Raw genomic sequence first — 23,605 nt, forward strand, 5'->3', positions numbered from 1 at the left:
AATCTTTAGTTATTTTAGCATGTTTTTGACGGATTTTCTTGTTTCAGCATCTACGTGTAAAATTGTTTCCAAATCCGGCGTTGAAATCACTTGATGGCTATGCATCGCGCGTTCAATCAACTCTTCAATCTGCAAAAATGTAATTTCTTCATTTAAAAACATGGCCACAGCCTGTTCATTGGCAGCATTTAAAACAGTGGTCATCGTACCGCCTGCCCGGCCAGCTTCGAAAGCCATTTTCAATGCCCGGAAACGGTCGTAATCCATTTCCTGAAAATGAAGTTTGCCGATTTCCGCCAAATTCAAGCGTTTGGCTTCCGGACGCGGCAAGCGATCCGGATAAGTGAGCGCATACTGGATCGGCACGCGCATATCCGGTGTACCCAATTGCGCCATCACACTCGTATCCTGGAATTCCACCATGGAATGAATGATGCTTTCGCGGTGCAGCAAGACATCGATGTCGTTGTAGTCAAAATCAAATAACACGTGGGCTTCAATTACTTCAAGCCCTTTATTGACCATGGTCGCCGAATCAATCGTAATTTTTGCACCCATCGACCAATTGGGGTGGTTTAATGCTTCTTTTACCGTGACGTTTTTTAAATCGTCGCGGGTGGCATCCCTAAAGCTGCCTCCGGAAGCGGTCAAGATCAAGCGGCTGGCCTGTTCTCTTTTTTCTCCGTTCAGTGATTGGAACAGCGCTGAATGCTCACTGTCGACCGGAAGGATGGTCGCTCCGTATTGTTTAGCGCTTTCCATGACCAAGTGGCCGGCAGTCACCAATGTTTCTTTATTGGCAATCGCTACCGTCCGCCCCAGTTTAATTGCTTCTAAAGTCGGTTTCAGTCCGACACTGCCAAGGACAGCATTCACCAAAACATCCGCTTCGTATGTAGCGGTTTCAATTAGGCCCGAATCGCCGGAAACGAAATGGACGCCGGGAAACTCATTTTTCAAGGAAACGGCATCTTCATCGTTTTGTACACAAACAATTTCCGGATGGAATTCACGGATAAACTCACGGGTTACCGCCATGTTTTTGCCGGCAGCAAATCCGGTCAATGAAAAATCTTCTGGATGCTCACGGATAATGTCGGCTGTCTGCACACCGATTGAACCGGTGGCACCCAGCAAAATAATGCTTTTTGCCATTTAAAAAATCCCTTTCTTAGATGAAATGTAAAAAGTGCAGCAACGGCATGACAAACAGAATGCTGTCAAAGCGGTCCAGTATGCCGCCATGCCCGGGCAGGATATTCCCTGAATCTTTGACGTTGAAATGGCGCTTTAATGCTGATTCCACTAAATCGCCCATCTGGCCAAAGATGGAGGCAATAATCGATACGGCGATAATAATCAGAATCGGTTTGTCCAAATCGACAAAATAATTCAATATCAAGCCGATGCCAATTGCCCAAACGATGCCGCCGATAAAGCCTTCTACGGTCTTATTCGGCGAAATTTCCGGCCATAGTTTGCGTTTGCCGATTTTGCGGCCCGTAAAATATGCCCCGGAGTCTGTAAACCAGACGATGAACAATGCGAAAATGATATAAGCAAGACCATACTCGCGTGTTTCAATCGTGTAGTAAAAGCCCATTCCTAAATACAGCGTGCCTAGCACAGCAAATGCTGCGTCATCAAAGGTAAAGCTATTCTTAACCACAACCGTATGTATAAGGAGCAAAATAACTGCTAAAAAAGCAAACTCCACTTTTATGTATCCGGTCCACTCAAAAATTTGAGCTGCCCATTGATCGGGCAGCATGAATGCGTACAATCCAAAAAGAGAAATGAGCCCTGGAATGCTCCAAAGTGACCGGCCTTTCATTTTTAATAATTCCTGCAATCCAATCGTTCCTAATGCATACATCAATAGAATAAATGGAGTTCCACCGATATATACAAAAGGAATGAAAAGAGCTGCAGCAATTAATCCAGTTATGATGCGCTGTTTCAATTTGCTTCTTCCCCTTTCAATCCCCCAAATCTACGATTTCGCTTCTGGTAATTCTCAACTGCTTCCAGCAAAGATTCTTCCCCGAAATCCGGCCATAAGGTTTCCGTAAACCACAATTCCGTATAAGCCAATTGCCAAAGCATAAAGTTGCTCAATCGGACTTCTCCGCTTGTACGGATCAATAAATCAGGCTCCGGCAAATTATTCGTCATCAATCCCGAAGTAATACGTTCTTCTGTGATGTCTTCCAAATCCAGCTTTCCTGCAGCTACTTGAGCTGCTATATCTTTGACGGCATCGACGATTTCCGAACGGCTGCCATAGTTCAACGCAAAATTGAGCACAAGCCCTGTATTGTGCTTCGTGGCTTCCTTGGCTTTTCGAATCGCAGAAATTGTATGTGAAGGCAAATTGTGATGGTAGCCTATCATTTCAACACGGACATTCTCTTCTATCAATTCTGGCAGAAACGTGGATAAAAATTCTTCCGGCAAACGCATCAGAAAATCGACTTCCATTTTTGGCCGTTTCCAGTTTTCTGTAGAAAACGCATAAAGGGTCAAAACCTCAACGCCTAAATGGTTGGCCAGCTTCGTGATTTTGCGGACCGTTTTCATTCCTTCGTGATGGCCTGCCACTCTCGGCAAAGAACGTTTTTTGGCCCAGCGTCCATTGCCATCCATAATAATGGCGATATGAGCCGGAACTCCTTCTTTGGCAACCTCATATAAGCGCTCTTCGTATCCCTGCGCTGCATCATCCAAAGCTGGGTCTGCCATACGTTTTAATAATTTATTGAACATAGTTTAATCCTCCACCTGTTACAAATCGGCATGTCTATTGCTTATCATATCAAAAAAATCAACATTGTGCGCTTACTTTCACGATGTAAGACAATTTTTGGCATGAAAAAGCGTCCTGTAATACAGGACGCTCAGCTATAGTGAAAGTTCGGTTTAGACTTCCATTATTTCTTTTTCTTTAGTTTTTGCAACTTCGTCGATTTTGCCAATATAGGAATCCGTCAATTTTTGGACTTCATCTCCATAGCTGCGCAAATCGTCTTCCGTGATTTCGCTCTTCTTCTCAAGCTTTTTGAGATCGTCGTTCGCATCACGGCGAATGTTGCGGATGCCCACTTTTGCTTCTTCCGCTTCTTTTTTCACTTGTTTCACCAAGTCTTTGCGGCGTTCTTCCGTTAAAGCCGGAATTGCCAGGCGAATTACTGTGCCATCATTCGAAGGGCTCAAGCCAAGATCCGATTTCATAATCGCTTTTTCGATATCGCCCATGATTGTTTTATCGTAAGGCTGAATCACAATCAGACGAGCTTCCGGTACAGATACACCCGCAACCTGGTTGATCGGTGTTGGTGCTCCGTAATAATCGACTGTCAATTTGTTCAGGATAGAAGGGTTCGCACGTCCTGCACGAATTGAAGAAAGTTCACGTGAAAAAGCTGAAATGGCATTTTCCATTTTCGTCTTCGTTTCGTTCATCACATTTTTCGGCATTATAATGTTCTCCTCACTACTGTCCCGATTTTTTCACCGAGTACAGCCCGTTTTATATTTCCGTTTTCCATAATTGAGAATACTACGAGTGGGATATCATTGTCCATACAAAGTGTAGAAGCAGTGGAATCCATAACTTGCAAGCCTTGCTGAATTACATCAAAGTAAGACAACTCATCGTATTTGACTGCCGAATCATCTGTTTTAGGGTCTGCAGAATAGACGCCATCTACATTGTTCTTCGCCATCAAAATAACATCGGCTTCAATTTCAGCTGCGCGAAGTGCGGCTGTCGTATCCGTTGAGAAATAAGGATTTCCTGTTCCGGCTGCAAAAATAACAACCCGCTTTTTCTCCAAATGGCGAATTGCTCTTCTGCGGATATACGGTTCTGCGACTTGGCGCATTTCAATCGAAGACAGGACGCGTGTTTCGACGCCTTGTTTTTCCAATGAATCTTGCAGCGCCAATGAATTCATGACAGTTGCCAGCATACCCATGTAGTCTGCAGTTGCCCGGTCCATTCCCATTTCAGATCCGATTTTGCCTCTCCAGATATTGCCGCCGCCTACAACGACTGCAACTTCTACGCCAAGTTCCACTACTTCTTTTACTTGGCTGGCGACTGTCTTGATGATTTCAGGAGACAAACCGAACCCTTGTCCGCCTGCCATCGCTTCTCCACTTAGTTTTAGTACAATGCGTTTATACTGTTGAACACTCATCGGTACCCTCCGTTACACTTTTATTGAAAAATAGGGAACACCTTTCAGTGTTCCCCAGGTTGAATCATATAAGATTAGACCTTATTTTTTGTTGACTTGGCTCATTACTTCATCAGCAAAGTTATCTTCGCGTTTTTCGATGCCTTCTCCAACTTCGTAACGGATGAATTCTTTTACAGATCCACCAGTTGAAGCTGCGAAGTCACGTACTTTTTGGTCAGAGTTCTTAACGAATGCCTGGTCAAGCAAGCAAACGTCTTCGAAGTATTTGCCAAGGCGGCCTTCAACCATTTTAGCAACGATTTTTTCAGGTTTTCCTTCGTTAAGAGCTTGTTCAGTCAATACTTTGCGCTCGTGTTCTACTTCTTCAGCAGAAACTTCGTCGCGTGAAACGTATTTAGGGTTTAATGCAGCGATGTGCATTGCGATGTCGCGCGCTGCAGTTTCGTCTGTAGAGTTTTCAAGAACCACTAGTACTGAGATGCGTCCGCCCATGTGAAGGTATGGTCCGAAAGCGTCAGCGTCCGTTTTTGTGCGGACTTCAAAGCGGCGCAAAGTGATTTTTTCACCGATTTTAGCGATTGCGTTTGAGATGTGGTCTGCAACTGTAACACCGTTAGACATTGTTGAAGCAGTTGCTTCTTCAATCGTAGCCGGTTTCGTTTCGATCAAGTGCTCGCCCAATTCTTTAACCAAAGTTTGGAAGCCTTCGTTTTTCGCTACAAAGTCAGTTTCAGCGTTTACTTCAAAAATTACTGCGTCATTGTCTTTTACAAGGATTGAAGTAATCCCTTCAGCTGCAATGCGGTCAGCTTTCTTAGAAGCGCTTGAAAGACCTTTTTCACGCAAGAAATCGATTGCTGCATCGATGTCGCCGTCTGTCTGAACTAGTGCTTTTTTGCAATCCATCATACCTGCGCCTGTTTTTTCGCGCAATTCTTTTACCATTTGAGCTGTAACTGCCATGATTAATTTCCTCCTTAGAATATCTGCGTTTTCTCAAAAAAAGGTGATAAGTGGGGTTGGCCGCTTATCACCTGTACTACTTGTGAATTACTCAGCAGCAACAGCTGGAGTTTCTTCGTCTTCTTCCGGTTTAGACTCAAGCAAAGCGTCTGCCATTTTACCAGTTAATAGTTTAACGGCACGGATTGCATCATCGTTTGCAGGAATTACATAATCGATTTCATCCGGATCACAGTTAGTATCAACGATACCTACGATTGGGATGTTCAATTTCATTGCTTCTGCTACAGCAATGCGTTCTTTGCGTGGGTCAACTACGAACATTACGTCCGGAAGTGAACTCATATCACGGATACCGCCAAGGAATTTAACAAGACGTTCGTGTTGTTTCTTCAATTGAACAACTTCTTTTTTCGGTAGAACTTCGAAAGTTCCATCTTCTTCCATGCGCTCGATTTGTTTCAAACGGTTCACACGTTTTTGGATTGTACCGAAGTTAGTAAGTGTTCCACCCAACCAACGTTGGTTGATGTAGTAGTTGCCAGAGCGTTCTGCTTCTTCTTTGATTGCGTCCTGAGCTTGTTTTTTCGTTCCAACGAATAGTACTTTACCGCCTTCTTCGCCCACTTGTTTCATGAAGCTGTAAGCTTCCTCCAATTTGCGGACTGTTTTTTGAAGATCGATAATGTAGATACCGTTACGCTCAACGAAAATATATTTTTTCATTTTCGGGTTCCAACGGCGAGTCTGGTGGCCAAAGTGTACCCCAGCTTCAAGCAATTGTTTCATAGAAATTACTGACATGTGTGTTTCCTCCTGATAGGTTATTTTTTCCCTCCGCATTCTTCTTCTCTGAACCGTTACTTTTAAAAAGCACCTACGGAACAAATCGGAATGCGTGTGTATTTAACACCATTTGAAATTATACCACGGCTGTTCTCTGTTCTGCAACAAGTTTCTCTTATAAAGTCGGAAAAGAGCTGCGATGCATTTTCGATTCTTCGAGCGGGCGGCGCACGGATAACCTTTTTTAACTGCAGAGCTCAATCATAAACTCCCATTCCCCGTGCTGGCCAGTGAGGTTCCAGCCTTCGTTCTTGAATTAAAAAAGTGTTACTGGGCTACTTTGCTTGATCTTGCCTTCAGCTAACTGGAAAGCAAAATAAAAAAGGCGCCGGATTAGACCCGGCGCCTTTTGGTTTTGATTAGTTCATTTTCAATTGTTCTAATTCAGCTAGGAATTTTGTGTTCAATACTTTGATGTATGTCCCTTTCATTCCTAAAGAACGCGATTCGATAACGCCGGCACTTTCAAGTTTGCGCAATGCGTTAACGATAACTGAACGAGTGATGCCTACACGGTCAGCGATTTTTGAAGCGACCAGCAAACCTTCGTTGCCGTCCAATTCTTCAAAAATGTGTTCGATTGCTTCAAGCTCACTGTATGAAAGTGAAGAAATCGCCATTTGAACAACCGCTTTGCTGCGTGCTTCTTCTTCGATGCGGTCGCCTTTTTCGCGAAGGATTTCCATCCCTACTACTGTAGCGCCGTATTCACCCAAGATTAAATCATCGTCTTCGAACGGCTCGTTTACACGGCCAAGAAGAAGTGTACCTAGACGCTCTCCTCCACCGATGATCGGAACGATTGTTGTCAAACCGCCTTTGAACAGTTCACGTTCTTCTACTGGGAAGATTGTATGTTCGCTGTTTACATCCAAGTTAGCAGATGTTTCATGGATGTTTGAAAGGTTTTGCGTGTACTCAAGCGGGAATTGACGCTCTTCAAGCATTTTTTTCATACGCTCGTTTTCGATTTGCTGGTTAATTGCAAATCCTAGCAATTTCCCTTTGCGGCTAACAACGAAAGCGTTGCATTCGATTACTTCGCTTAATGTTTCAGCCATGTCTTTAAAGTTTACAGGTTTTCCTGCTGCCGCTTGCAGCATTGAGTTAATACGTCTTGTTTTTTCCAATAAATTCATTTAAATGAACCTCCTACAGTTTTCAAACACTATTTATTAAATATTCTAAAGGTTTTTACTCTTTAATGAAACTCTTTTGCCTCGAATTACAGGATAAATTGTGACAAATCTTTATTTTTTGCCACATTTTCAAGCTTTTCGTTCACATATTGAGGGGTAATGTCAATTTGTGCCGGCGAAATTTCAGAAGCTTCAAAAGATAAATCCTCAAGTAAGCGTTCCAATATTGTATGGAGCCGGCGTGCTCCAATATTATCGGTATCCTGATTCACTTCATACGCAATTTCCGCGAGTCTGACAATAGACGCATCATTGAAGTGTACCACAACTCCCTCTGTTTCGAGAAGAGCTTTATACTGATTTATTAGAGAATGTTTTGGTTCTGTTAAAATTTTGACAAAATCATCTACTTCTAACTTCTGCAATTCCACCCGGATCGGGAAACGCCCCTGCAATTCAGGAATCAGGTCAGACGGTTTCGTCATATGGAAGGCACCCGCTGCCACAAACAGCATATAATCGGTTTTGACCGCACCGTATTTCGTAGAAACTGTCGATCCTTCGACAATCGGCAAAATATCCCGCTGCACTCCTTCCCTCGACACATCAGCTGACGAAGAATTGTTTTTGCTCGCAATCTTATCCATTTCATCGATGAAGATTATCCCTTGCTGTTCAGAGCGCTGAATGGCTTCCATTGCCACTTCTTCATCGTCCACCATTTTCGCTGCTTCTTCAGCCGCCAAAATCCGGCGTGCTTCTTTTACTTGCAAGCGGCGCTTTTTCTTTTTCTTCGGCATTAACGAGGATAAAGCATCCTGCATGTTTGCGCCCATTTGTTCCATTCCCGAACCTTGCAAGGCATCAAACATGGACGGAATATTTTCTTCCACTTCCACAACGACCCATTCGTCTTCCAGTTTGCCGGCTTTTAAATCTGCTGCAATCTCTCTTCTCTTCACGCGGACTTCCACTTCAGCGGTCGTATCATCTTCTTCCGCTTCCATTTTTTGCCCGAAAAGAACTTCCAACGGATTTTGGCTGTTTTGTTTTTTACGGCGTGACGGAGCCAATAATTTAACGATCCGTTCGTTCGCCGCAGCTTCTGCCTGAACCTTCACAGCTTCAAACTTTTCTTCCTTTACAATCCGGACAGCCGCTTCTACCAAATCGCGGACCATGGATTCCACATCGCGCCCGACATAGCCGACTTCCGTAAATTTCGTGGCTTCGACTTTAACAAACGGGGCGCCGGTCAACTTCGCAATGCGGCGGGCAATTTCTGTTTTCCCGACACCTGTTGGGCCGATCATCAAAATGTTTTTCGGAATTACTTCCTCACGAAGCTCTTCATCAAGCCGGCTCCGGCGATAACGGTTGCGCAAAGCGATGGCGATGGAACGTTTTGCATCTTTTTGCCCGACAATGTAGCGGTCAAGATGATCGGTTATTTGTCTTGGAGTTAAATCCTGCTGTTTATTCATTTGTCCAGCTCCTCCACAATGATTTGATGGTTGGTGTAAACACATATATCAGCAGCTGTTTCCAAAGCCGCTTTCGCGATTTCTTTGGCTGTTAATTGGTCGCCCGAATACTTTTTCAACGCTCTTCCGGCAGCAAGGGCAAAGTTGCCGCCGGAACCGATGGCCAAAATGCCGTCATCCGGCTCGATGACTTCCCCGGTTCCTGCCACCAGCAAAAGTTCGTCTTTGTTCATGACGATCAGCATGGCTTCCAATTGGCGCAAGATTTTATCTCCACGCCATTGCTTGGCCAGTTCAACCGCAGCACGCTGCAAATTGCCGTTGTATTCCGTCAGCTTGCCTTCGAACATTTCAAAAAGAGTGAAGGCGTCCGCAACGGATCCTGCAAATCCGGTAAGCACTTGCCCATTGTATAATTTCCGGACTTTTCTCGCAGTGTGTTTCATGACCACTGCATTTCCGAAAGTGACTTGGCCGTCTCCAGCCATGGCACATTCACCGTTATGCTTTACCGCAAATATCGTTGTTGCATGAAATTCCTGCATATACATGTCCTCCCTAGGCTCTTGGATGTGAATTTAAATACGTTTTTCTTAAATGTTCTTTTGTTACATGCGTATATACTTGAGTCGAGCTCAAGTGAGAATGCCCAAGCAATTCCTGCACAGTCCGCATATCCGCTCCGTTATTCAATAAATGAGTCGCAAATGTATGGCGGATCATATGGGGATAAATAGATGAGTTGACGGAAGCCTTTTTCATGCATTCGCTTAATATATGGCGAACGCCTCTGTCCGTCAGCTGTTCCCCTCTGTTATTGACGAATAGGCCTTGATGGTCCTGCTTCTTCATCAATCTAGGACGAACTTCCTCGATATAATGTTCCAAAGCATCATGCGCAAACTGGCCATACGGGATATAGCGTTCTTTCCGCCCTTTTCCCATGACTTTCACAATCTGCATCTGCCGGTCCAAATCCTGCATCCGGATAGAGACACATTCGCTGACCCGCATGCCTGTGGCATACAACAATTCGAGCAGCGCCGTGTTGCGGATTGACAATTTATCTTCTCCTTGCACGGACGCAAACAAGGCCTCCATTTCTTCTTCATAGAAAAATTGAGGAAGCCTTTCTTCTTTTTTCGGATGGTACAACGAACGGAATGCTGCTTCATTTAAAGCAAATTCCCGGTTGCCATATTTGAAGAACGAACGGATTGATGAAATTTTCCGGGAAATTGTCGTACGCGACAATTTGGCTTCGTAAAGTTGAGTGACATAATTTCTGGCATGCAAATATTCCACTTCTCGGATATCCTGCACATTTTCTTTATTTAGAAAAAGAAAAAAATCCTCCAAATCTTTCTCGTAATGGTGGACGGTGTGTTCGGAATAATTTTTTTCCAGTTGAATATAAGCCATAAAAGATTTGAGCATTTCTTCTTTCTGCATCCAATGCACCCACCTTTTTTTGCTAATAAAAAAGCCTCTAAATTATACCAACATTTAGAGGCTTTTTTCAAATTAAACAGTCACTGTATTCATATAATTGTGAATTGCAGCAAGCGCGCGTTCAGCATGCTTTTCTGCACGTTCCTGCTTCGAACGGATGCGTTCGCCAAGATCCGGGAACAATCCGAAGTTCACATTCATCGGCTGGAAGTTCTTGCTGTCCGCTTCGGTAATATAACGGGCCATGCTGCCAAGAGCCGTTTCTGCCGGAAGCACAACCTGCTCTTCGCCCAGTGCCAATTTCGCTGCGTTGATGCCGGCAAGCAAGCCGCTTCCTGCCGATTCCACATATCCTTCGACGCCTGTCATTTGGCCGGCGAAGAATATATTCGGATTTGCTTTCAGCTGATATGTCGGCTGCAGTACGCGTGGCGAGTTGATGAACGTGTTGCGGTGCATCACACCGTAACGTACGATTTCCACATTTTCAAGGCCGGGAATCATCCGCAGCACTTCTTTTTGAGGTCCCCATTTCAAATGCGTCTGGAAGCCGACGATGTTGTAAAGTGTACCTGCTGCGTCGTCCTGGCGCAATTGCACGACTGCGTAAGGGCGTTTGCCGGTCTTCGGATCTTCCAGGCCTACCGGCTTCATCGGACCGAACGTCAAAGTCTTTTCGCCGCGTGCTGCCATGACTTCAATCGGCATACAGCCTTCGAAATAAATTTCTTTCTCAAACTCTTTCAACGGCACAACTTCCGCTTCTACCAAAGCAGTGCGGAAACGGTTGAATTCCTCTTCGGTCATCGGACAGTTCAAGTAAGCCGCTTCCCCTTTGTCGTAGCGGGATTTCAAGTAAACTTTGTCCATATCGATGCTGTCTTTTTCCACAATCGGAGCTGCTGCATCGTAGAAGTACAGATATTCTTCCCCGGTAAGTTCACGGATTTTCTCAGCAAGTGCCGGTGAAGTCAACGGACCTGTTGCAATAATCGTAATGCCTTCCGGAATTTCCGTTACTTCTTCGTTGATGACTTCAACAAGCGGATGGTTGCGGACCTTGTCGGTTACCATACCTGCAAATTCGTGGCGGTCTACTGCAAGCGCTCCTCCGGCCGGAACAGAAGCACGATCCGCCGATTCGATAATGACCGAATCCAAATGGCGCATTTCTTCTTTGATGACGCCGACTGCATTGGTTAGGGAATTGGCACGCAGCGAGTTTGAGCAAACCAGTTCTGCGAATTTGTCTGTATGATGGGCTGGCGTCTGTTTGACTGGGCGCATTTCGTAAAGGCGCACGTTGATGCCCCGTTTTGCCACTTGCCAAGCTGCTTCGCTTCCTGCAAGTCCAGCTCCGATAATGTTTACGTATTTTGTCATTTTAAAACACCTCTATCAATTATTGAACTTCTTCTTTGTAATCACAGTTTGTGCAGTTGATCTGCACGCCTTTTTTCACTTTCTTTTCTACAAGCAGCTGCGCGCATTTCGGACACGGCCGCTCAATCGGTTTGTCCCATGACACGAAATCACATTCCGGATAGCGTTCACAACCGTAGAAAATCCGGCGTTTCTTGCTTTTCCGTTCGACAATTTCGCCTTCTTTACAAGTCGGGCATGTGACGCCGATGTGTTTGACGATTGCTTTTGTGTTGCGGCAGTCCGGGAAATTGCTGCACGCCATGAATTTGCCATAGCGGCCCAGTTTAAAGACCATCGGCGATCCGCATTGTTCGCAATCTTCTCCGGCAGGCTCATCTTTAATTTGCACTTTCTCCATTTCTTCTTCTGCGACCCGGAGATCTTTTTCGAAATCCAGATAGAACAAGTCGATAATGGCACGCCAGTCAATTTCCCCATCTTCTACGCTATCGAGGTCATTTTCCATTTTCGCGGTAAACTCGATATTCAAGATATCCGGGAAAAATTCACTGACCAGGCTATGGACGATTTCTCCCAGTTCAGTCGGGATAAAGCGCTTAGCATCCAACGCTACGTAGCCGCGCTTCTGGATGGTATCCAGTGTTGGCGCATACGTTGACGGACGGCCTATGCCCAGTTCTTCAAGCGTACGGACCAAACGGGCTTCTGTAAAGCGCGGAGGCGGTTGTGTAAAATGCTGCTTTGGTTCAATGGCAACTGCTTTAACCGTATCACCTTCGGCCATTTCCGGCAAAATATTGTCCTTGTCTTCCGTTTGGTCGTCAGTTCCTTCAATATAAAGCTTCATAAAGCCGGGAAACTTCACTTGTGAACCGTTAGCACGGAAAACAGCATCTCCATTTTGGAGTTCTGCCATCACAGTGTCAAGGACAGCCGGCGACATCTGGCTGGCAACAAAGCGGTCCCAGATCAGCTTATACAAACGGTACAGGTCACGGGATAGAATGCTTTTCATCGATTCCGGCGTCCGCAGCACGCTTGTGGGACGCACCGCTTCGTGGGCATCCTGCGATTTGGCGGACTGCTTAGCAGCGGTTGCTTTTGTTACATAATCTTCGCCGTAATTACCTACGATAAAATCAAGTGCATCTTTTTTCGCAGTATCGGAGATGCGGGTCGAATCGGTACGCATATACGTAATCAACCCGGTAATGCCTTCTTTGCCGATCTGAATGCCTTCGTACAATTGCTGGGCAAGCATCATTGTCTTTTTCGCACGGAAATTCAATTTGCGGGCAGCCTCCTGCTGGAGGGAAGAAGTTGTAAAAGAAGGGGAAGGATTTCTCTTTCTTTCTTTTTTCACAACGCGGTTTACCGAAAAGTCCTTGCCTTTCATCGATGCCATGACTGCTTTTACATCGCTTTCATTTTGCAATTTGACCTTTTCATCTGCAGTTCCATAGAATTGTGCTTCAAATTTCTTTTTCGCTTTTTCAAATTCGCCAGTAATGGACCAGTATTCTTCCGGTTCGAAATTTTTGATCTCATTTTCCCGGTCGATGATCAAGCCAAGAGCGACCGATTGGACGCGTCCAGCCGACAAGCCTTTTTTCACTTTTTTCCACAGCAATGGACTGATGCTGTATCCGACCAGGCGATCAAGTATCCGCCGGGCTTGCTGGGCGTCAACTAAATCCATGTCAATTTTCCGCGGGTGTTTAAATGATTCTTTAATGGCGTCTTTTGTAATCTCGTTGAACACGACTCGGCATTCAGTGCTTTGGTCAACACCGAGGGCATGGGCCAAATGCCAAGCAATTGCTTCCCCTTCGCGATCCGGGTCAGCTGCGAGAAAGACTTTCTTCGCTTTTTTCGCTTCTTTTTTTAAGTCTTGTAAAATAGGGCCTTTGCCTCTGATAGTGATATAGCGGGGTTCGTAGTTATTTTCAACATCCACACCCATTTGGCTGCGGGGCAAATCCCGCAAATGCCCGAGAGATGCACGGACTTTATACTTTTTCCCTAAATATCGTTCAATTGTTTTCGCTTTGGCAGGCGATTCAACGATTACCAAATAATCCGACATGAATATTCCTCCTCATAGAGGTTTCTTAAAATATATAAAAGAATTACCTGTTGCAAAATGTATAACAGTTTTTAGCGGAATGCAAGGCTTTTCATTTGCTGCTAATCATTTTTCCCAATTAATTGCCTGTATTCCTCAAGAATATGGCTGCCTTTCCAGACCGGTTTTGCGCCTTCTGCAATCAATTTATGCGGCCCGGCAGACAAGTCGGAAAATATATTTCCTGGAACAGCAAAAATATCTTTTCCGTGGTCCAAAGCGTGTTCCACTGTGCTCAAGGTACCGCTTTTCACTTTCGCTTCCGTCACGAGAACGCCCTGCGACAACCCGCTGATAATGCGGTTCCGCATAGGGAAATTCCAGCGCTTCGGCTGCATATAAGGCGGATATTCGGTTATGGATAAATATTTTTCTTCTATTATATTATGCAAGCCGGCATTTTCTTTTGGATACGGGTGCATAAAGCCGCTGCCGGTTACAGCGATGGTCTGTCCGCCGAGCTCGATTGCCGCTGTGTGGGCCATGGCATCGGCGCCTTTCGCCAATCCGCTGACAATGACAATATTTTGCTCAATCAAAGAAGGCACCAACGTATGGATGGCTTGTTGGGAATAGGGAGAAGCGTTCCGCGAGCCGATGACTGCTATTTTTTCGGGGGCTAGCAGCAATTCGGTCCGTCCCTTCGCATACAGGACTGCCGGCGGATCAATCAGTTCCAAGAGGGAGTCGGGGTAGTGTCGGTGGCGATAAGATATGGGGGTTATCTTATGTTTTGCATAAACTTCGCAAAATGGAGTCCTTAAGGCTTCAAGGTAGGCATTCTTCAACTGGTTTGCCTGGGCAAACTGCATTTCCAGACGGCTGGCTAATTCAGATGGTCTTTGAGCGGCCAGCCTTTCCAGTTCCGGATCGTCAGACATCAATCGCTGCAGCCGGTTCAGCGGTTTTGGGTAAACATAATGCAACGCCAGCAAACGCTGCAAGAAATCATCTCTCATCATATTCCTCCCTTTTTTAAACAAAAATAAGGCGCATCAGCAAGATGCGCCTTATCTTTTATATTAATGCGTTTTGCACTTATCGTACAAGCCTTTTTCTCTGATTACTCGGATTAAAGTCTCGCCGATAACGGAAGGAGTTTCTGCAACTTCGATTCCAGCAGCGTTCATTGCTTTGATCTTGTCTGCAGCCGTCCCTTTACCGCCAGAAATGATCGCACCGGCATGGCCCATACGTTTTCCTTCTGGTGCAGTTTGTCCGCCGATAAAGCCGACAACCGGTTTTGTCATGTTTTCTTGGATCCATGCAGCAGCTTCTTCTTCAGCTGTTCCGCCGATTTCACCAATCATAACAACCGCGTAAGTATCTTCGTCTTCGTTGAAAGCTTTCAGTACATCGATGAAGTTTGTTCCGTTAACCGGGTCTCCACCAATACCAACAGCTGTAGACTGGCCAATGCCTTCTTCAGACAATTGGTGAGTCGCTTCATACGTCAACGTACCAGAACGGGAAACTACACCGACATGGCCTTTTTTATGGATGTAGCCAGGCATGATGCCAATTTTACATTCGTCAGGCGTGATAACTCCTGGACAGTTTGGTCCGACCAGGCGAGTTTTCTTGCCTTCCATGTAGCGCTTCACTTTAACCATATCCAATACCGGAATATGTTCAGTGATGCAAATTGCCATATCAAGATCAGCATCAACCGCTTCAAGAATTGCATCTGCAGCGAAAGGAGCTGGTACATAAATTACCGATACGTTTGCTCCTGTAGCTTTCACAGCGTCTTCAACTGTATTGAATACAGGTACGCCTTCAACTTCAGTGCCGCCCTTGCCAGGTGTTACCCCAGCAACGATTTTAGTTCCGTATTCGAGCATTTGCTTTGTATGGAAAAGGGCAGTTGACCCTGTAATCCCTTGCACAAGCACTTTTGTGTCTTTGTTAATATATACACTCATTTTTGTCCCTGCCCTTCTTTAGCCTACAAGTTCTACAATCTTTTTAGCGCCGTCAGCCATTGTGCCGGCTGCGACAATATCAAGACCTGATTCGTTAAGCAGTTTTTTGCCCAGTTCTACGTTTGTCCCTTCAAGGCGCACAACTAGAGGTACGTTCAAGCTGACTTCTTTCGCAGCTTGAATAACACCTTCTGCGATGATGTCGCACTTCATGATACCGCCGAAAATGTTAACGAAAATTCCTTTTACATTCTGATCAGAAAGAATGATTTTGAAAGCTTCCGTTACTTTCTCAGCAGTGGCACCGCCCCCAACGTCAAGGAAGTTAGCGGGTGTTCCGCCGTAGTAGTTGATGGTATCCATCGTTGCCATAGCAAGTCCGGCACCGTTAACCATACAGCCGATATTTCCGTCTAGGGAAATATAGCTCAAGTCATATTTTGAAGCTTCGATTTCTTTTGCATCTTCTTCGTCGTAATCGCGCATTTCCATAATGTTCTGGTGGCGGTATAAAGCGTTTGCATCGAAATTGAATTTCGCATCCAATGCGACTACTTGTCCGTCTCCAGTCACTACTAGCGGGTTGATCTCAACGATGGCTGCATCTGTATCAACGTAAGCCTGGTAAAGGCCAAGCATCAATTTAGCTGCTTTGTTGACAAGTTTCGCCGGGATGTTCATGTTGAATGCCATACGGCGAGCCTGGAAGCCTGTTAAGCCGACAACCGGATCAATTTCTTCATAGAAAAGGCGCTCCGGAGTGTTTGCTGCTACTTCCTCGATGTCCATTCCGCCTTCTTCTGAACCCATAAGAGTTACACGAGAAGTTTCGCGGTCAAGCACCAATCCTAAGTAGTATTCCTTCTGGATGTCGCTTCCCGCTTCTACGTACAAGCGTTTCACTTCTTTTCCTTCCGGACCTGTTTGATGAGTTACAAGCACTTTGCCAAGCAATTCTTTCGCAATTGTGCGCACTTCATCCAAGTTTTTCGCAAGTTTGACTCCGCCTGCTTTGCCGCGGCCACCTGCGTGGATTTGGGCTTTTACCACAACAACATCAGTACCTAGTTCTTTAGCCGCTTTCACTGCTTCTTCTGGAGAAAAAGCTACATGGCCTTCAGGAACTGCTACTCCATATTGTTTAAGGATTTGTTTTCCCTGATATTCATGGATATTCATCTGTCATCCTCCAATCAAACATCTATATCTTTATGTAGTGCCTTTATCATTGTATTAAAGTTGTCGTAAAATGTCCACAGTTGACGGCTATCCTAAAAAAAACTTCAGTTTATCGCCCGTTTTATGAATTTAAATCCAGTGAAAGCAGCGGTTCGACCATTGATTTAACAGGTTCGAACGTCTTCCGGTGAATCGGGCACGGACCATGTTTCTCCAACGCAATCAAATGCTCTTTCGTTCCGTATCCGGAATGCTTGTCGAAACCATACGCCGGATATTCCAAGGCATATGCCGCCATAATGGCGTCCCGGCCGGTTTTCGCTAAAATCGATGCAGCAGCAATGCATAGACTTTTGGCATCTCCTTTGATAATCGATTCACACCGGATTCCCGCATCAAGCTGCATGGCATCTGCCAGAATAATATCCGGTTTCGGGTTTAGCTGCAATGCCGCTTCGGTCATCGAGCTTCTCGTGGCCTGATAAATATTTTGGGCATCAATTTCTTCCGGCGGCTGGATGTGTACGGCGTAGCTGACGGCCATTTCTTTGATAAGCGCGGCATACTGGTCGCGCTTGGCTTTCGACAGCTTCTTGGAATCATCCAGGCCGATCAATGCGGAACAATCATCAGGCAATATGACCGCAGCCGTGACAACCGGACCTGCCAGCGGTCCCCGACCGGCTTCATCAATGCCGCAGACAAGATCAGACGGATGCATTCTAAACGAAGCGTCGAACTCGATTTTTTCATTATGCGCAAACTGCTGCTTGTCGCGCATACTTTTTTTGCGCAGCCAGCCAGCGAGTGCCGCTTGGACATTTTTCCGGGAATCTTGCTGAATCTCGGCCATCCACGGCTCCCATTCAGTGGTTTGTGCCAGGCGTTCTTTAATTTCCCCAATCTTTATCATGCGCTCATTCCTTTTCTTCTCTAAAATAAAAAGGCTGGACTCAATCGCTTGAGCCAGCCTTTTTCCTCAGTCTTCTTCGACGATCATTTCATCATAATAGTCAAAAGTGACACGGCCAAGGTATTGATTCCGGATATCACGGACAACAGCTTCAGCCGTCATATCGTAATCAATTTCTCCGCCCGGCAATACGAAACTTCGTCTCTTAGCTATAATCTCAAATGCAACAGCTACATCTTCATCTACTTTTTCAATGCCGTAGCGTTCTTTCAAACGTTCCGGATAGCGTTCTTCGAGAAACTTCAAAGCATAAATTGCCAGTTCCTGCATCTGGATGACCGAGTCTTTAATCGCTCCCGTAACCGCCAATTTAAAGCCGGTTTCCGGATCTTCAAATTTCGGCCACAGAATGCCTGGCGTATCCAGCAGTTCAATTTCCTTGCCCACTTTGATCCATTGCTGCGCTTTTGTTACACCGGGCATATTGCCGGTTTTTGCGAGGCTTTTCTTTGAAAGGCGGTTGATGAGCGTGGATTTGCCGACATTCGGTATCCCAACGATCATGGCTCGGATGGCGCGGGGTTTGATCCCTTTAGCAATCATCCGGTCCCATTTTTCCGCCAATATTTCTTTCGATGTTCTAGTTACTAATTGCAGCCCTCTTCCATCTAAGGAATTGATTGCAACTGCACGGGTTCCTTGCTCTTCAAAATAACGAATCCACTTTTTCGTTTCAACTTCATCGGCCATGTCCATCTTGTTTAAAATGATTAAACGCGGTTTTTGCTGAATCACTTGATCAATCATTGGATTTCGTGAAGATAAAGGTAACCGGGCATCCACAAGTTCGAAAATGATATCCACCAATTTCAGTTTTTCGGTAACTTCTCTTCTTGCTTTTGCCATATGCCCTGGAAACCACTGTATCGTCATAAAAACACTCCTTAGTTAACGACTCCCGCTTCCGGCATCGGCCAGAACACAAAATTGGTGCTGCCGATGACTTCATCCATCGGCACTAAGCCAATATGGCGGCTGTCTTTGCTGGCTCTCCGGTTATCGCCCATTACAAATACGTAGCCTTCCGGGATCGTACTTTCATTGGTTCTTTCTTCTAATGTAAAATCTTCTGTCAACGTTCCGGTAATGCCTTGTTTATAGGCATCCAAATAAGGTTCTTCCACTGCTTCACCGTTTATATAGAGCTGGTCATCTTCGTATGCCACATGGTCCCCTGGCAAACCGATGATCCGCTTAATATAGTCTTTTTCTTCAGGTGCATGAAAAACGATAATATCAAATCGATCAGGATCCCCGACGGTATAGCCGATTTTGTTAACGATCATGCGGTCGCCGTGCTCAAGAGTCGGCATCATCGATTCACCGTCAACGACAATTGGCGTGAAAAAGAAAAATCGTATAATTGCAGCAAGCCCAAATGCAATCAGTAGAGCCTTAGACCATTCCCATACTTCATTTTTTTTCTTCACTTCAGGTTCCATACCGTGTTCCTCCCTAAACTTTCTCATTTAATTGTACAAGGATTCCCTCTTTTTAGCAAAGAAAAGCGAAGGCTGGAGCCTTTGCCGGAAAAGCATCCAGGCACCTTCCCGAATGCTGGTATACCCGTCTAAAAGAGGAATAAGACGATTCTCTTACAATCTTATCAGATAGGACTGCAGTAGAAATTTTAAATGCTCGCAATTGTCGTGAAAACAAAAAGAAAGAGGGCGCTTCCGCCCTCTTTCATTAGTGCAATCTTATCGAATTTCTTTGATGCGCGCTGCTTTACCGCGTAGGTTACGCAAGTAGTACAATTTCGCACGACGTACTTTACCACGACGAACAACATCAAGTTGTGCAATTTTTGGCGTGTGTACAGGGAATGTACGTTCAACACCAACACCATAAGAGATTTTGCGGACTGTGAATGATTCACTGATTCCGCCTCCACGGCGACCGATTACAACTCCTTCGTACATCTGAATACGTTCGCGAGTTCCCTCGACAACTTTCACGTGTACACGAACAGTGTCTCCTGGACGGAAATCTGGAAGATCCGTACGAAGTTGTTCTTTAGTAATGTCTGCAATAATGTTTTGCATGTTTTTTCTCTCCTTCTACAGATGCTCTTGCACACATTGGCTGTTGCAGCGGAACACCGTGATCCTGTACTTCACATAAAAGTACAGACTCCATAGTATCACCAAACAGGCGCTTATGCAAGAGACATTCCAATTAATTTTCTTGTTTTTTCAGTTCATTCAATAGCTTTTGCTGGCTTGCCGACAGCTCGATATGCTCCAACAAATCAGGGCGGCGTTCAAGCGTCCGTTTCAAGGCCTGCTGCTCTCTCCACTGGTCCACTTTTGCGTGGTTTCCGGAAGTCAGCACAGCCGGAACCTTCCAGCCCCTAAAATCAGCCGGACGGGTGTACTGAGGATGTTCAAGCAGCCCGGTCGAGAATGAGTCGCGCACCGGAGAGTCTGCATTGCCAAGGACGCCTGGAAGCAGTCTGACGACGCTGTCGATAACCGTCATCGCTGCAAGTTCACCGCCGGTCAACACAAAGTCTCCGATGGATATTTCATCGGTTACCAAGTGTTCCCGGATCCGTTCATCATAGCCCTCATAATGGCCGCAGATAAACACCAGTTCTTCTTCCTGGGCAAGCTCTTCCGCTTTTTGCTGCGTGAACCGCTCTCCTTGCGGACACATCAGGATCACACGGGTTTTCTCACTTTTCGCAAGGGATTCCACTGCGTTGAAAATCGGCTCCGCCTTCAGCACCATGCCGGCTCCGCCGCCAAACGGATAATCGTCCACTTGGCGTTTGTTGTCAGCAAACTCACGGATGTCCGTGACATTGAGCGAGACCGCATTTTTTTCTTGCGCTTTTTTTAAAATTGATTGGTTGAAGACCCCTTCGAACATAGGCGGAAATAAAGACAAGACATTTATCTTCATTCGTTCAACAAACCTTCCAATACTTCAATGACCACTTTCTTTTCGTCTACATCGATTTCTTTCACGACGTCTTCGATATACGGAATGTAATGCTTTTTGCCGGCTTTCGGCGTAACTTCCCATACATCATTCGCGCCGGTTTCAAGAATTTCAGTAATCGTGCCGATTTCGCGGCCTTCTTCTGAAAAGACGGTGCAGCCCAAAATTTCATGGTGGTAATACGCATGGTCTTCCAATTCCGTCAAATCATGCTCAGCAATACGCAAGTAGGAATCTTTGAATTCCACTACGTCATTGATGTTCGGATACCCTTCAAACGTCAGCAATTCGAAATTCTTATGCTGGCGATGGCTGGCAATCGTTACCATGATCGGTTTTTTGGCATCGGGTTTAAAGAGGCCGAGTTTCATGCCGATTGCAAAGCGTTCTTCCGGGAAATCCGTACGCGATAAAACCCGAACTTCTCCTCGGATTCCGTGGGTATTAACGATTTTCCCTACATTAAACCATTCCACTCAAAAACACCCTTTCACTTTCTATTTAAACAATTTTTATTCTCAATTAAAGAATAATCCTTTAACACACCGCTTCGGCCGCTTTGGGCATGGCTCCCGCAATAAGCCGAGAAGACCACTCGTCTCATTGCCTCGCCTAGCCCCTGGACGCGCCGGCGCTGGATACACTTTTTTATAGGAAAGAGCTTCATTTAGTTAGCCCCTTAAAGATTACTCACTTAGATATGAAGCTAAACAGCGGAGAAAACCGTACTGCTCCTGCGCAAGCTCGTCGCAAAGCCGTGGCTTCGCAAGCTTCAGCCATTGTCTTGCCTGCGGGACAGCGAGACAGCCGAGACCCCGCAGGGAGCGAAGCGACTGAGGAGGCTTGGCGCTCGCCCGCGGCAAGCGCAGCTGTTTTGCGGAATATCAGAAAGCAAAAATATTTATTCAGCCTATATAAATAACTAAATTCATATCTTTATTAGTTTTTCATTTCCTTTTAATCTGACAAAAAAGGAAGGAACCAGGGCTCCTTCCTTTTTTGCTTAATCCACGATATCGACGTAAGTCTTTTTCTTATGATAGTTGCTTGCTGCTGAATACACGATGGAGCGGATGGCTTTCGCCACACGTCCTTGTTTCCCGATCACTTTCCCTGTATCTTCTGAATGCACGGAAAGCTTGTAGACAATACGGCTTGCATTTTCGTCGGTTTCGACTCGAACTTCATCCGGATGATCAACCAACGGTTTCACAATGGTTTCAATCAGCTGCTTCATAAGAAAAACTCCCTTACTTGCTTAATTTTTCGTTATGGAATTTCTCCATAATGCCGTTTTCAGAAAACAAGTTGCGAACAGTGTCAGATGGTTTTGCGCCATCGTGAAGCCATTTCAACGCTAATTCTTCGTCGATTTTAACTTCAGCTGGAACTGTTAGCGGGTTGTAAGTACCTACTGTTTGAATTTGACGGCCGTCACGTGGTGAACGTGAATCAGCAACTACGATACGGTAAAAAGGAGATTTTTTAGCTCCCATACGTTTTAAGCGAATTTTTACTGCCATTTCTTAAAGCACCTCCGAATAGTTTCACACAAGATATTATATTAGCAAGCTTTAAATAGTTTGTAAAGTATTTTTTCTTAACACCTTAAATTTTATTTAAAAAGCGAGTCCAATCCCGGCATTGACATTTTCTTTTTGCCTTTTTGGTTCATGCCGGACATTTGTTTCATCATTTTTTTCATGTCTTCAAATTGCTTCAACAGGCGGTTGACGTCCTGGATGGACGTGCCCGATCCTTTCGCAATCCGCTTGCGGCGGTTTGAATTGATGATTTCAGGAGTGATTTTCTCCTGTTTGGTCATAGACCGGATAATCGCTTCGACGCGGCCCATCTGGCTTTCGTCCACTTTCGCATTTTCAAGGCCTTTGATTTTATTGGCGCCCGGGAGCATCTTCAAAATTTCATCAAGCGGCCCCATTTGCTTCACTTGGGTCATTTGGTCAAGAAAGTCATCAAAAGTGAAAGAAGAAGTTCTGAACTTCTCTTCCAGTTCCCGTGCTTTTTCTTCATCGACATTGGACTGTGCCTTTTCAATCAACGACAGCATATCGCCCATGCCAAGAATCCGCGATGCCATGCGTTCTGGATAGAAAGCTTCAAGCGCATCCATTTTTTCGCCCATCCCGACAAATTTAATCGGTTTCTCGGTTACCGAACGGATGGAAAGCGCAGCACCACCGCGGGTATCCCCGTCAAGCTTCGTCAAAACAACGCCGGTAATGCCCAGCGCATCGTTAAAGCTTTGCGCAACATTGACTGCATCCTGCCCGGTCATCGCATCAACCACAAGGAAAATTTCATCCGGTTCTTTTAATGCACGGATGTCTTTCAGTTCCTGCATCAGATTTTCATCCACATGCAGACGCCCGGCGGTATCAATTAAGACCGTATCCATATGTTCCTGTTTTGCATATTCAATGGCCTGGCGCGCAATTTCCACTGGAGAAATATCCGTCCCTTTCGAGAAAACCGGAAGAGACAGTTGCTTGCCGATGGTTTCCAGCTGCTGAATCGCTGCCGGACGGTACACGTCCGCTGCCACCATTAACGGTTTGCGGTTGTGTTTTTTGCGCAGCAAACTTGCAAGTTTCCCTGTAGTGGTCGTTTTCCCGGCACCCTGCAATCCGACCATCATGATGACAGTCGGCTGTTTAGACGAGAACTCGATTTTGCTTTGTTCGCCGCCCATTAGCGTCGTCAATTCATCTTTAACGATTTTCACAACTTGCTGTCCGGGCGTCAAACTTTGCATGACGTCTACCCCGACAGCTCGTTCACTGACTTTTTTAACAAACTCTTTGACGACTTTCAAGTTAACATCCGCTTCGATTAATGCGAAACGGACTTCACGCATCATCTCTTTTACATCTGCTTCAGACACTTTCCCTTTGCCTTTGATGCGCTGGATCGTGCCTTGCAGGCGTTCGGATAATCCTTCAAATGCCATTGTTTCCGCCT

General features: G+C 45.5%; 25 protein-coding genes. All 25 read right to left on the minus strand.

Features of this window, described 5'->3' with window-relative positions:
* Window positions 1-9 precede the first annotated feature (9 nt).
* Complete coding sequence (gene dxr / locus HU147_RS03245) at window positions 10-1,155, minus strand: 1-deoxy-D-xylulose-5-phosphate reductoisomerase (protein ID WP_224074893.1); 1,146 nt, start codon at window positions 1,153-1,155, stop codon at window positions 10-12.
* Between the two features lie 16 nt (window positions 1,156-1,171).
* Window positions 1,172-1,963 (minus strand): phosphatidate cytidylyltransferase, encoded by a 792-nt coding sequence (locus tag HU147_RS03250; RefSeq protein ID WP_224074894.1) that lies wholly within the window; start codon window positions 1,961-1,963, stop codon window positions 1,172-1,174.
* Window positions 1,960-2,766 (minus strand): isoprenyl transferase, encoded by an 807-nt coding sequence (locus HU147_RS03255; RefSeq protein ID WP_224074895.1) that lies wholly within the window; start codon window positions 2,764-2,766, stop codon window positions 1,960-1,962. The genes HU147_RS03250 and HU147_RS03255 overlap by 4 nt, the downstream gene beginning before the upstream one ends.
* Before the next feature lie 153 nt (window positions 2,767-2,919).
* Window positions 2,920-3,477: a ribosome recycling factor gene (frr, locus tag HU147_RS03260; protein ID WP_224074896.1), complete on the minus strand. Its 558-nt coding sequence runs from the start codon at window positions 3,475-3,477 to the stop codon at window positions 2,920-2,922.
* Complete coding sequence (gene pyrH, locus HU147_RS03265) at window positions 3,477-4,202, minus strand: UMP kinase (RefSeq protein WP_224074897.1); 726 nt, start codon at window positions 4,200-4,202, stop codon at window positions 3,477-3,479. Before pyrH ends, frr begins: the two co-directional genes overlap by 1 nt.
* A gap of 81 nt (window positions 4,203-4,283) precedes the next feature.
* Window positions 4,284-5,168 carry a translation elongation factor Ts gene (tsf, locus tag HU147_RS03270; RefSeq protein ID WP_053166445.1) on the minus strand — a complete coding sequence of 295 codons (885 nt, stop codon included), beginning with the start codon at window positions 5,166-5,168 and terminating at the stop codon, window positions 4,284-4,286.
* 87 nt (window positions 5,169-5,255) lie between these two features.
* Window positions 5,256-5,972: a 30S ribosomal protein S2 gene (gene rpsB / locus HU147_RS03275; protein WP_036806680.1), complete on the minus strand. Its 717-nt coding sequence runs from the start codon at window positions 5,970-5,972 to the stop codon at window positions 5,256-5,258.
* A 401-nt stretch (window positions 5,973-6,373) separates the two neighbouring features.
* Window positions 6,374-7,153, minus strand: a complete 780-nt coding sequence (codY, locus tag HU147_RS03280; RefSeq protein WP_224074898.1) for a GTP-sensing pleiotropic transcriptional regulator CodY — start codon at window positions 7,151-7,153, stop codon at window positions 6,374-6,376.
* A gap of 86 nt (window positions 7,154-7,239) precedes the next feature.
* Window positions 7,240-8,637, minus strand: a complete 1,398-nt coding sequence (hslU, locus tag HU147_RS03285) for an HslU--HslV peptidase ATPase subunit (RefSeq protein ID WP_224074899.1) — start codon at window positions 8,635-8,637, stop codon at window positions 7,240-7,242.
* Entirely contained in the window at window positions 8,634-9,182 is a 549-nt protein-coding gene (gene hslV, locus HU147_RS03290; RefSeq protein WP_036806686.1) for an ATP-dependent protease subunit HslV, read from the minus strand. Before hslV ends, hslU begins: the two co-directional genes overlap by 4 nt.
* A 13-nt stretch (window positions 9,183-9,195) precedes the next feature.
* A complete protein-coding gene (xerC, locus tag HU147_RS03295; RefSeq protein ID WP_224074900.1) occupies window positions 9,196-10,089 on the minus strand; it encodes a tyrosine recombinase XerC in 894 nt (297 codons plus the stop codon).
* A 72-nt stretch (window positions 10,090-10,161) separates the two neighbouring features.
* Window positions 10,162-11,472, minus strand: coding sequence for an FADH(2)-oxidizing methylenetetrahydrofolate--tRNA-(uracil(54)-C(5))-methyltransferase TrmFO (trmFO, locus tag HU147_RS03300; protein WP_036806690.1), 1,311 nt, complete (start codon window positions 11,470-11,472; stop codon window positions 10,162-10,164).
* A 19-nt stretch (window positions 11,473-11,491) separates the two neighbouring features.
* A complete protein-coding gene (gene topA / locus HU147_RS03305) occupies window positions 11,492-13,561 on the minus strand; it encodes a type I DNA topoisomerase (RefSeq protein WP_224074901.1) in 2,070 nt (689 codons plus the stop codon).
* 101 nt (window positions 13,562-13,662) lie between these two features.
* Window positions 13,663-14,559, minus strand: coding sequence for a DNA-processing protein DprA (gene dprA, locus HU147_RS03310; RefSeq protein WP_224074902.1), 897 nt, complete (start codon window positions 14,557-14,559; stop codon window positions 13,663-13,665).
* A 63-nt stretch (window positions 14,560-14,622) separates the two neighbouring features.
* Entirely contained in the window at window positions 14,623-15,525 is a 903-nt protein-coding gene (sucD, locus tag HU147_RS03315) for a succinate--CoA ligase subunit alpha (protein ID WP_036806696.1), read from the minus strand.
* Window positions 15,526-15,543: 18 nt separating this feature from the next.
* Entirely contained in the window at window positions 15,544-16,704 is a 1,161-nt protein-coding gene (gene sucC, locus HU147_RS03320; RefSeq protein WP_224074903.1) for an ADP-forming succinate--CoA ligase subunit beta, read from the minus strand.
* 121 nt (window positions 16,705-16,825) lie between these two features.
* Window positions 16,826-17,617 (minus strand): ribonuclease HII, encoded by a 792-nt coding sequence (locus HU147_RS03325; RefSeq protein WP_224074904.1) that lies wholly within the window; start codon window positions 17,615-17,617, stop codon window positions 16,826-16,828.
* Window positions 17,618-17,683: 66 nt separating this feature from the next.
* Window positions 17,684-18,550, minus strand: a complete 867-nt coding sequence (ylqF, locus tag HU147_RS03330) for a ribosome biogenesis GTPase YlqF (RefSeq protein WP_224074905.1) — start codon at window positions 18,548-18,550, stop codon at window positions 17,684-17,686.
* Window positions 18,551-18,561: 11 nt separating this feature from the next.
* Window positions 18,562-19,119, minus strand: coding sequence for a signal peptidase I (gene lepB / locus HU147_RS03335; protein WP_224074906.1), 558 nt, complete (start codon window positions 19,117-19,119; stop codon window positions 18,562-18,564).
* A gap of 258 nt (window positions 19,120-19,377) precedes the next feature.
* Window positions 19,378-19,722: a 50S ribosomal protein L19 gene (rplS, locus tag HU147_RS03340; RefSeq protein ID WP_036806705.1), complete on the minus strand. Its 345-nt coding sequence runs from the start codon at window positions 19,720-19,722 to the stop codon at window positions 19,378-19,380.
* 133 nt (window positions 19,723-19,855) lie between these two features.
* Window positions 19,856-20,584 carry a tRNA (guanosine(37)-N1)-methyltransferase TrmD gene (gene trmD, locus HU147_RS03345; RefSeq protein WP_224074907.1) on the minus strand — a complete coding sequence of 243 codons (729 nt, stop codon included), beginning with the start codon at window positions 20,582-20,584 and terminating at the stop codon, window positions 19,856-19,858.
* Window positions 20,581-21,099 carry a ribosome maturation factor RimM gene (rimM, locus tag HU147_RS03350; RefSeq protein ID WP_224074908.1) on the minus strand — a complete coding sequence of 173 codons (519 nt, stop codon included), beginning with the start codon at window positions 21,097-21,099 and terminating at the stop codon, window positions 20,581-20,583. The genes trmD and rimM overlap by 4 nt, the downstream gene beginning before the upstream one ends.
* A gap of 527 nt (window positions 21,100-21,626) precedes the next feature.
* Entirely contained in the window at window positions 21,627-21,860 is a 234-nt protein-coding gene (locus HU147_RS03355) for a KH domain-containing protein (protein ID WP_036806711.1), read from the minus strand.
* Window positions 21,861-21,873: 13 nt separating this feature from the next.
* Window positions 21,874-22,146: a 30S ribosomal protein S16 gene (rpsP, locus tag HU147_RS03360; protein WP_224074909.1), complete on the minus strand. Its 273-nt coding sequence runs from the start codon at window positions 22,144-22,146 to the stop codon at window positions 21,874-21,876.
* Between the two features lie 92 nt (window positions 22,147-22,238).
* Entirely contained in the window at window positions 22,239-23,594 is a 1,356-nt protein-coding gene (gene ffh, locus HU147_RS03365) for a signal recognition particle protein (protein WP_224074910.1), read from the minus strand.
* Window positions 23,595-23,605: the final 11 nt, after the last annotated feature.

Source organism: Planococcus chinensis (assembly GCF_020071995.1).
In the GTDB taxonomy this organism is placed as follows: domain Bacteria; phylum Bacillota; class Bacilli; order Bacillales_A; family Planococcaceae; genus Planococcus; species Planococcus chinensis_A.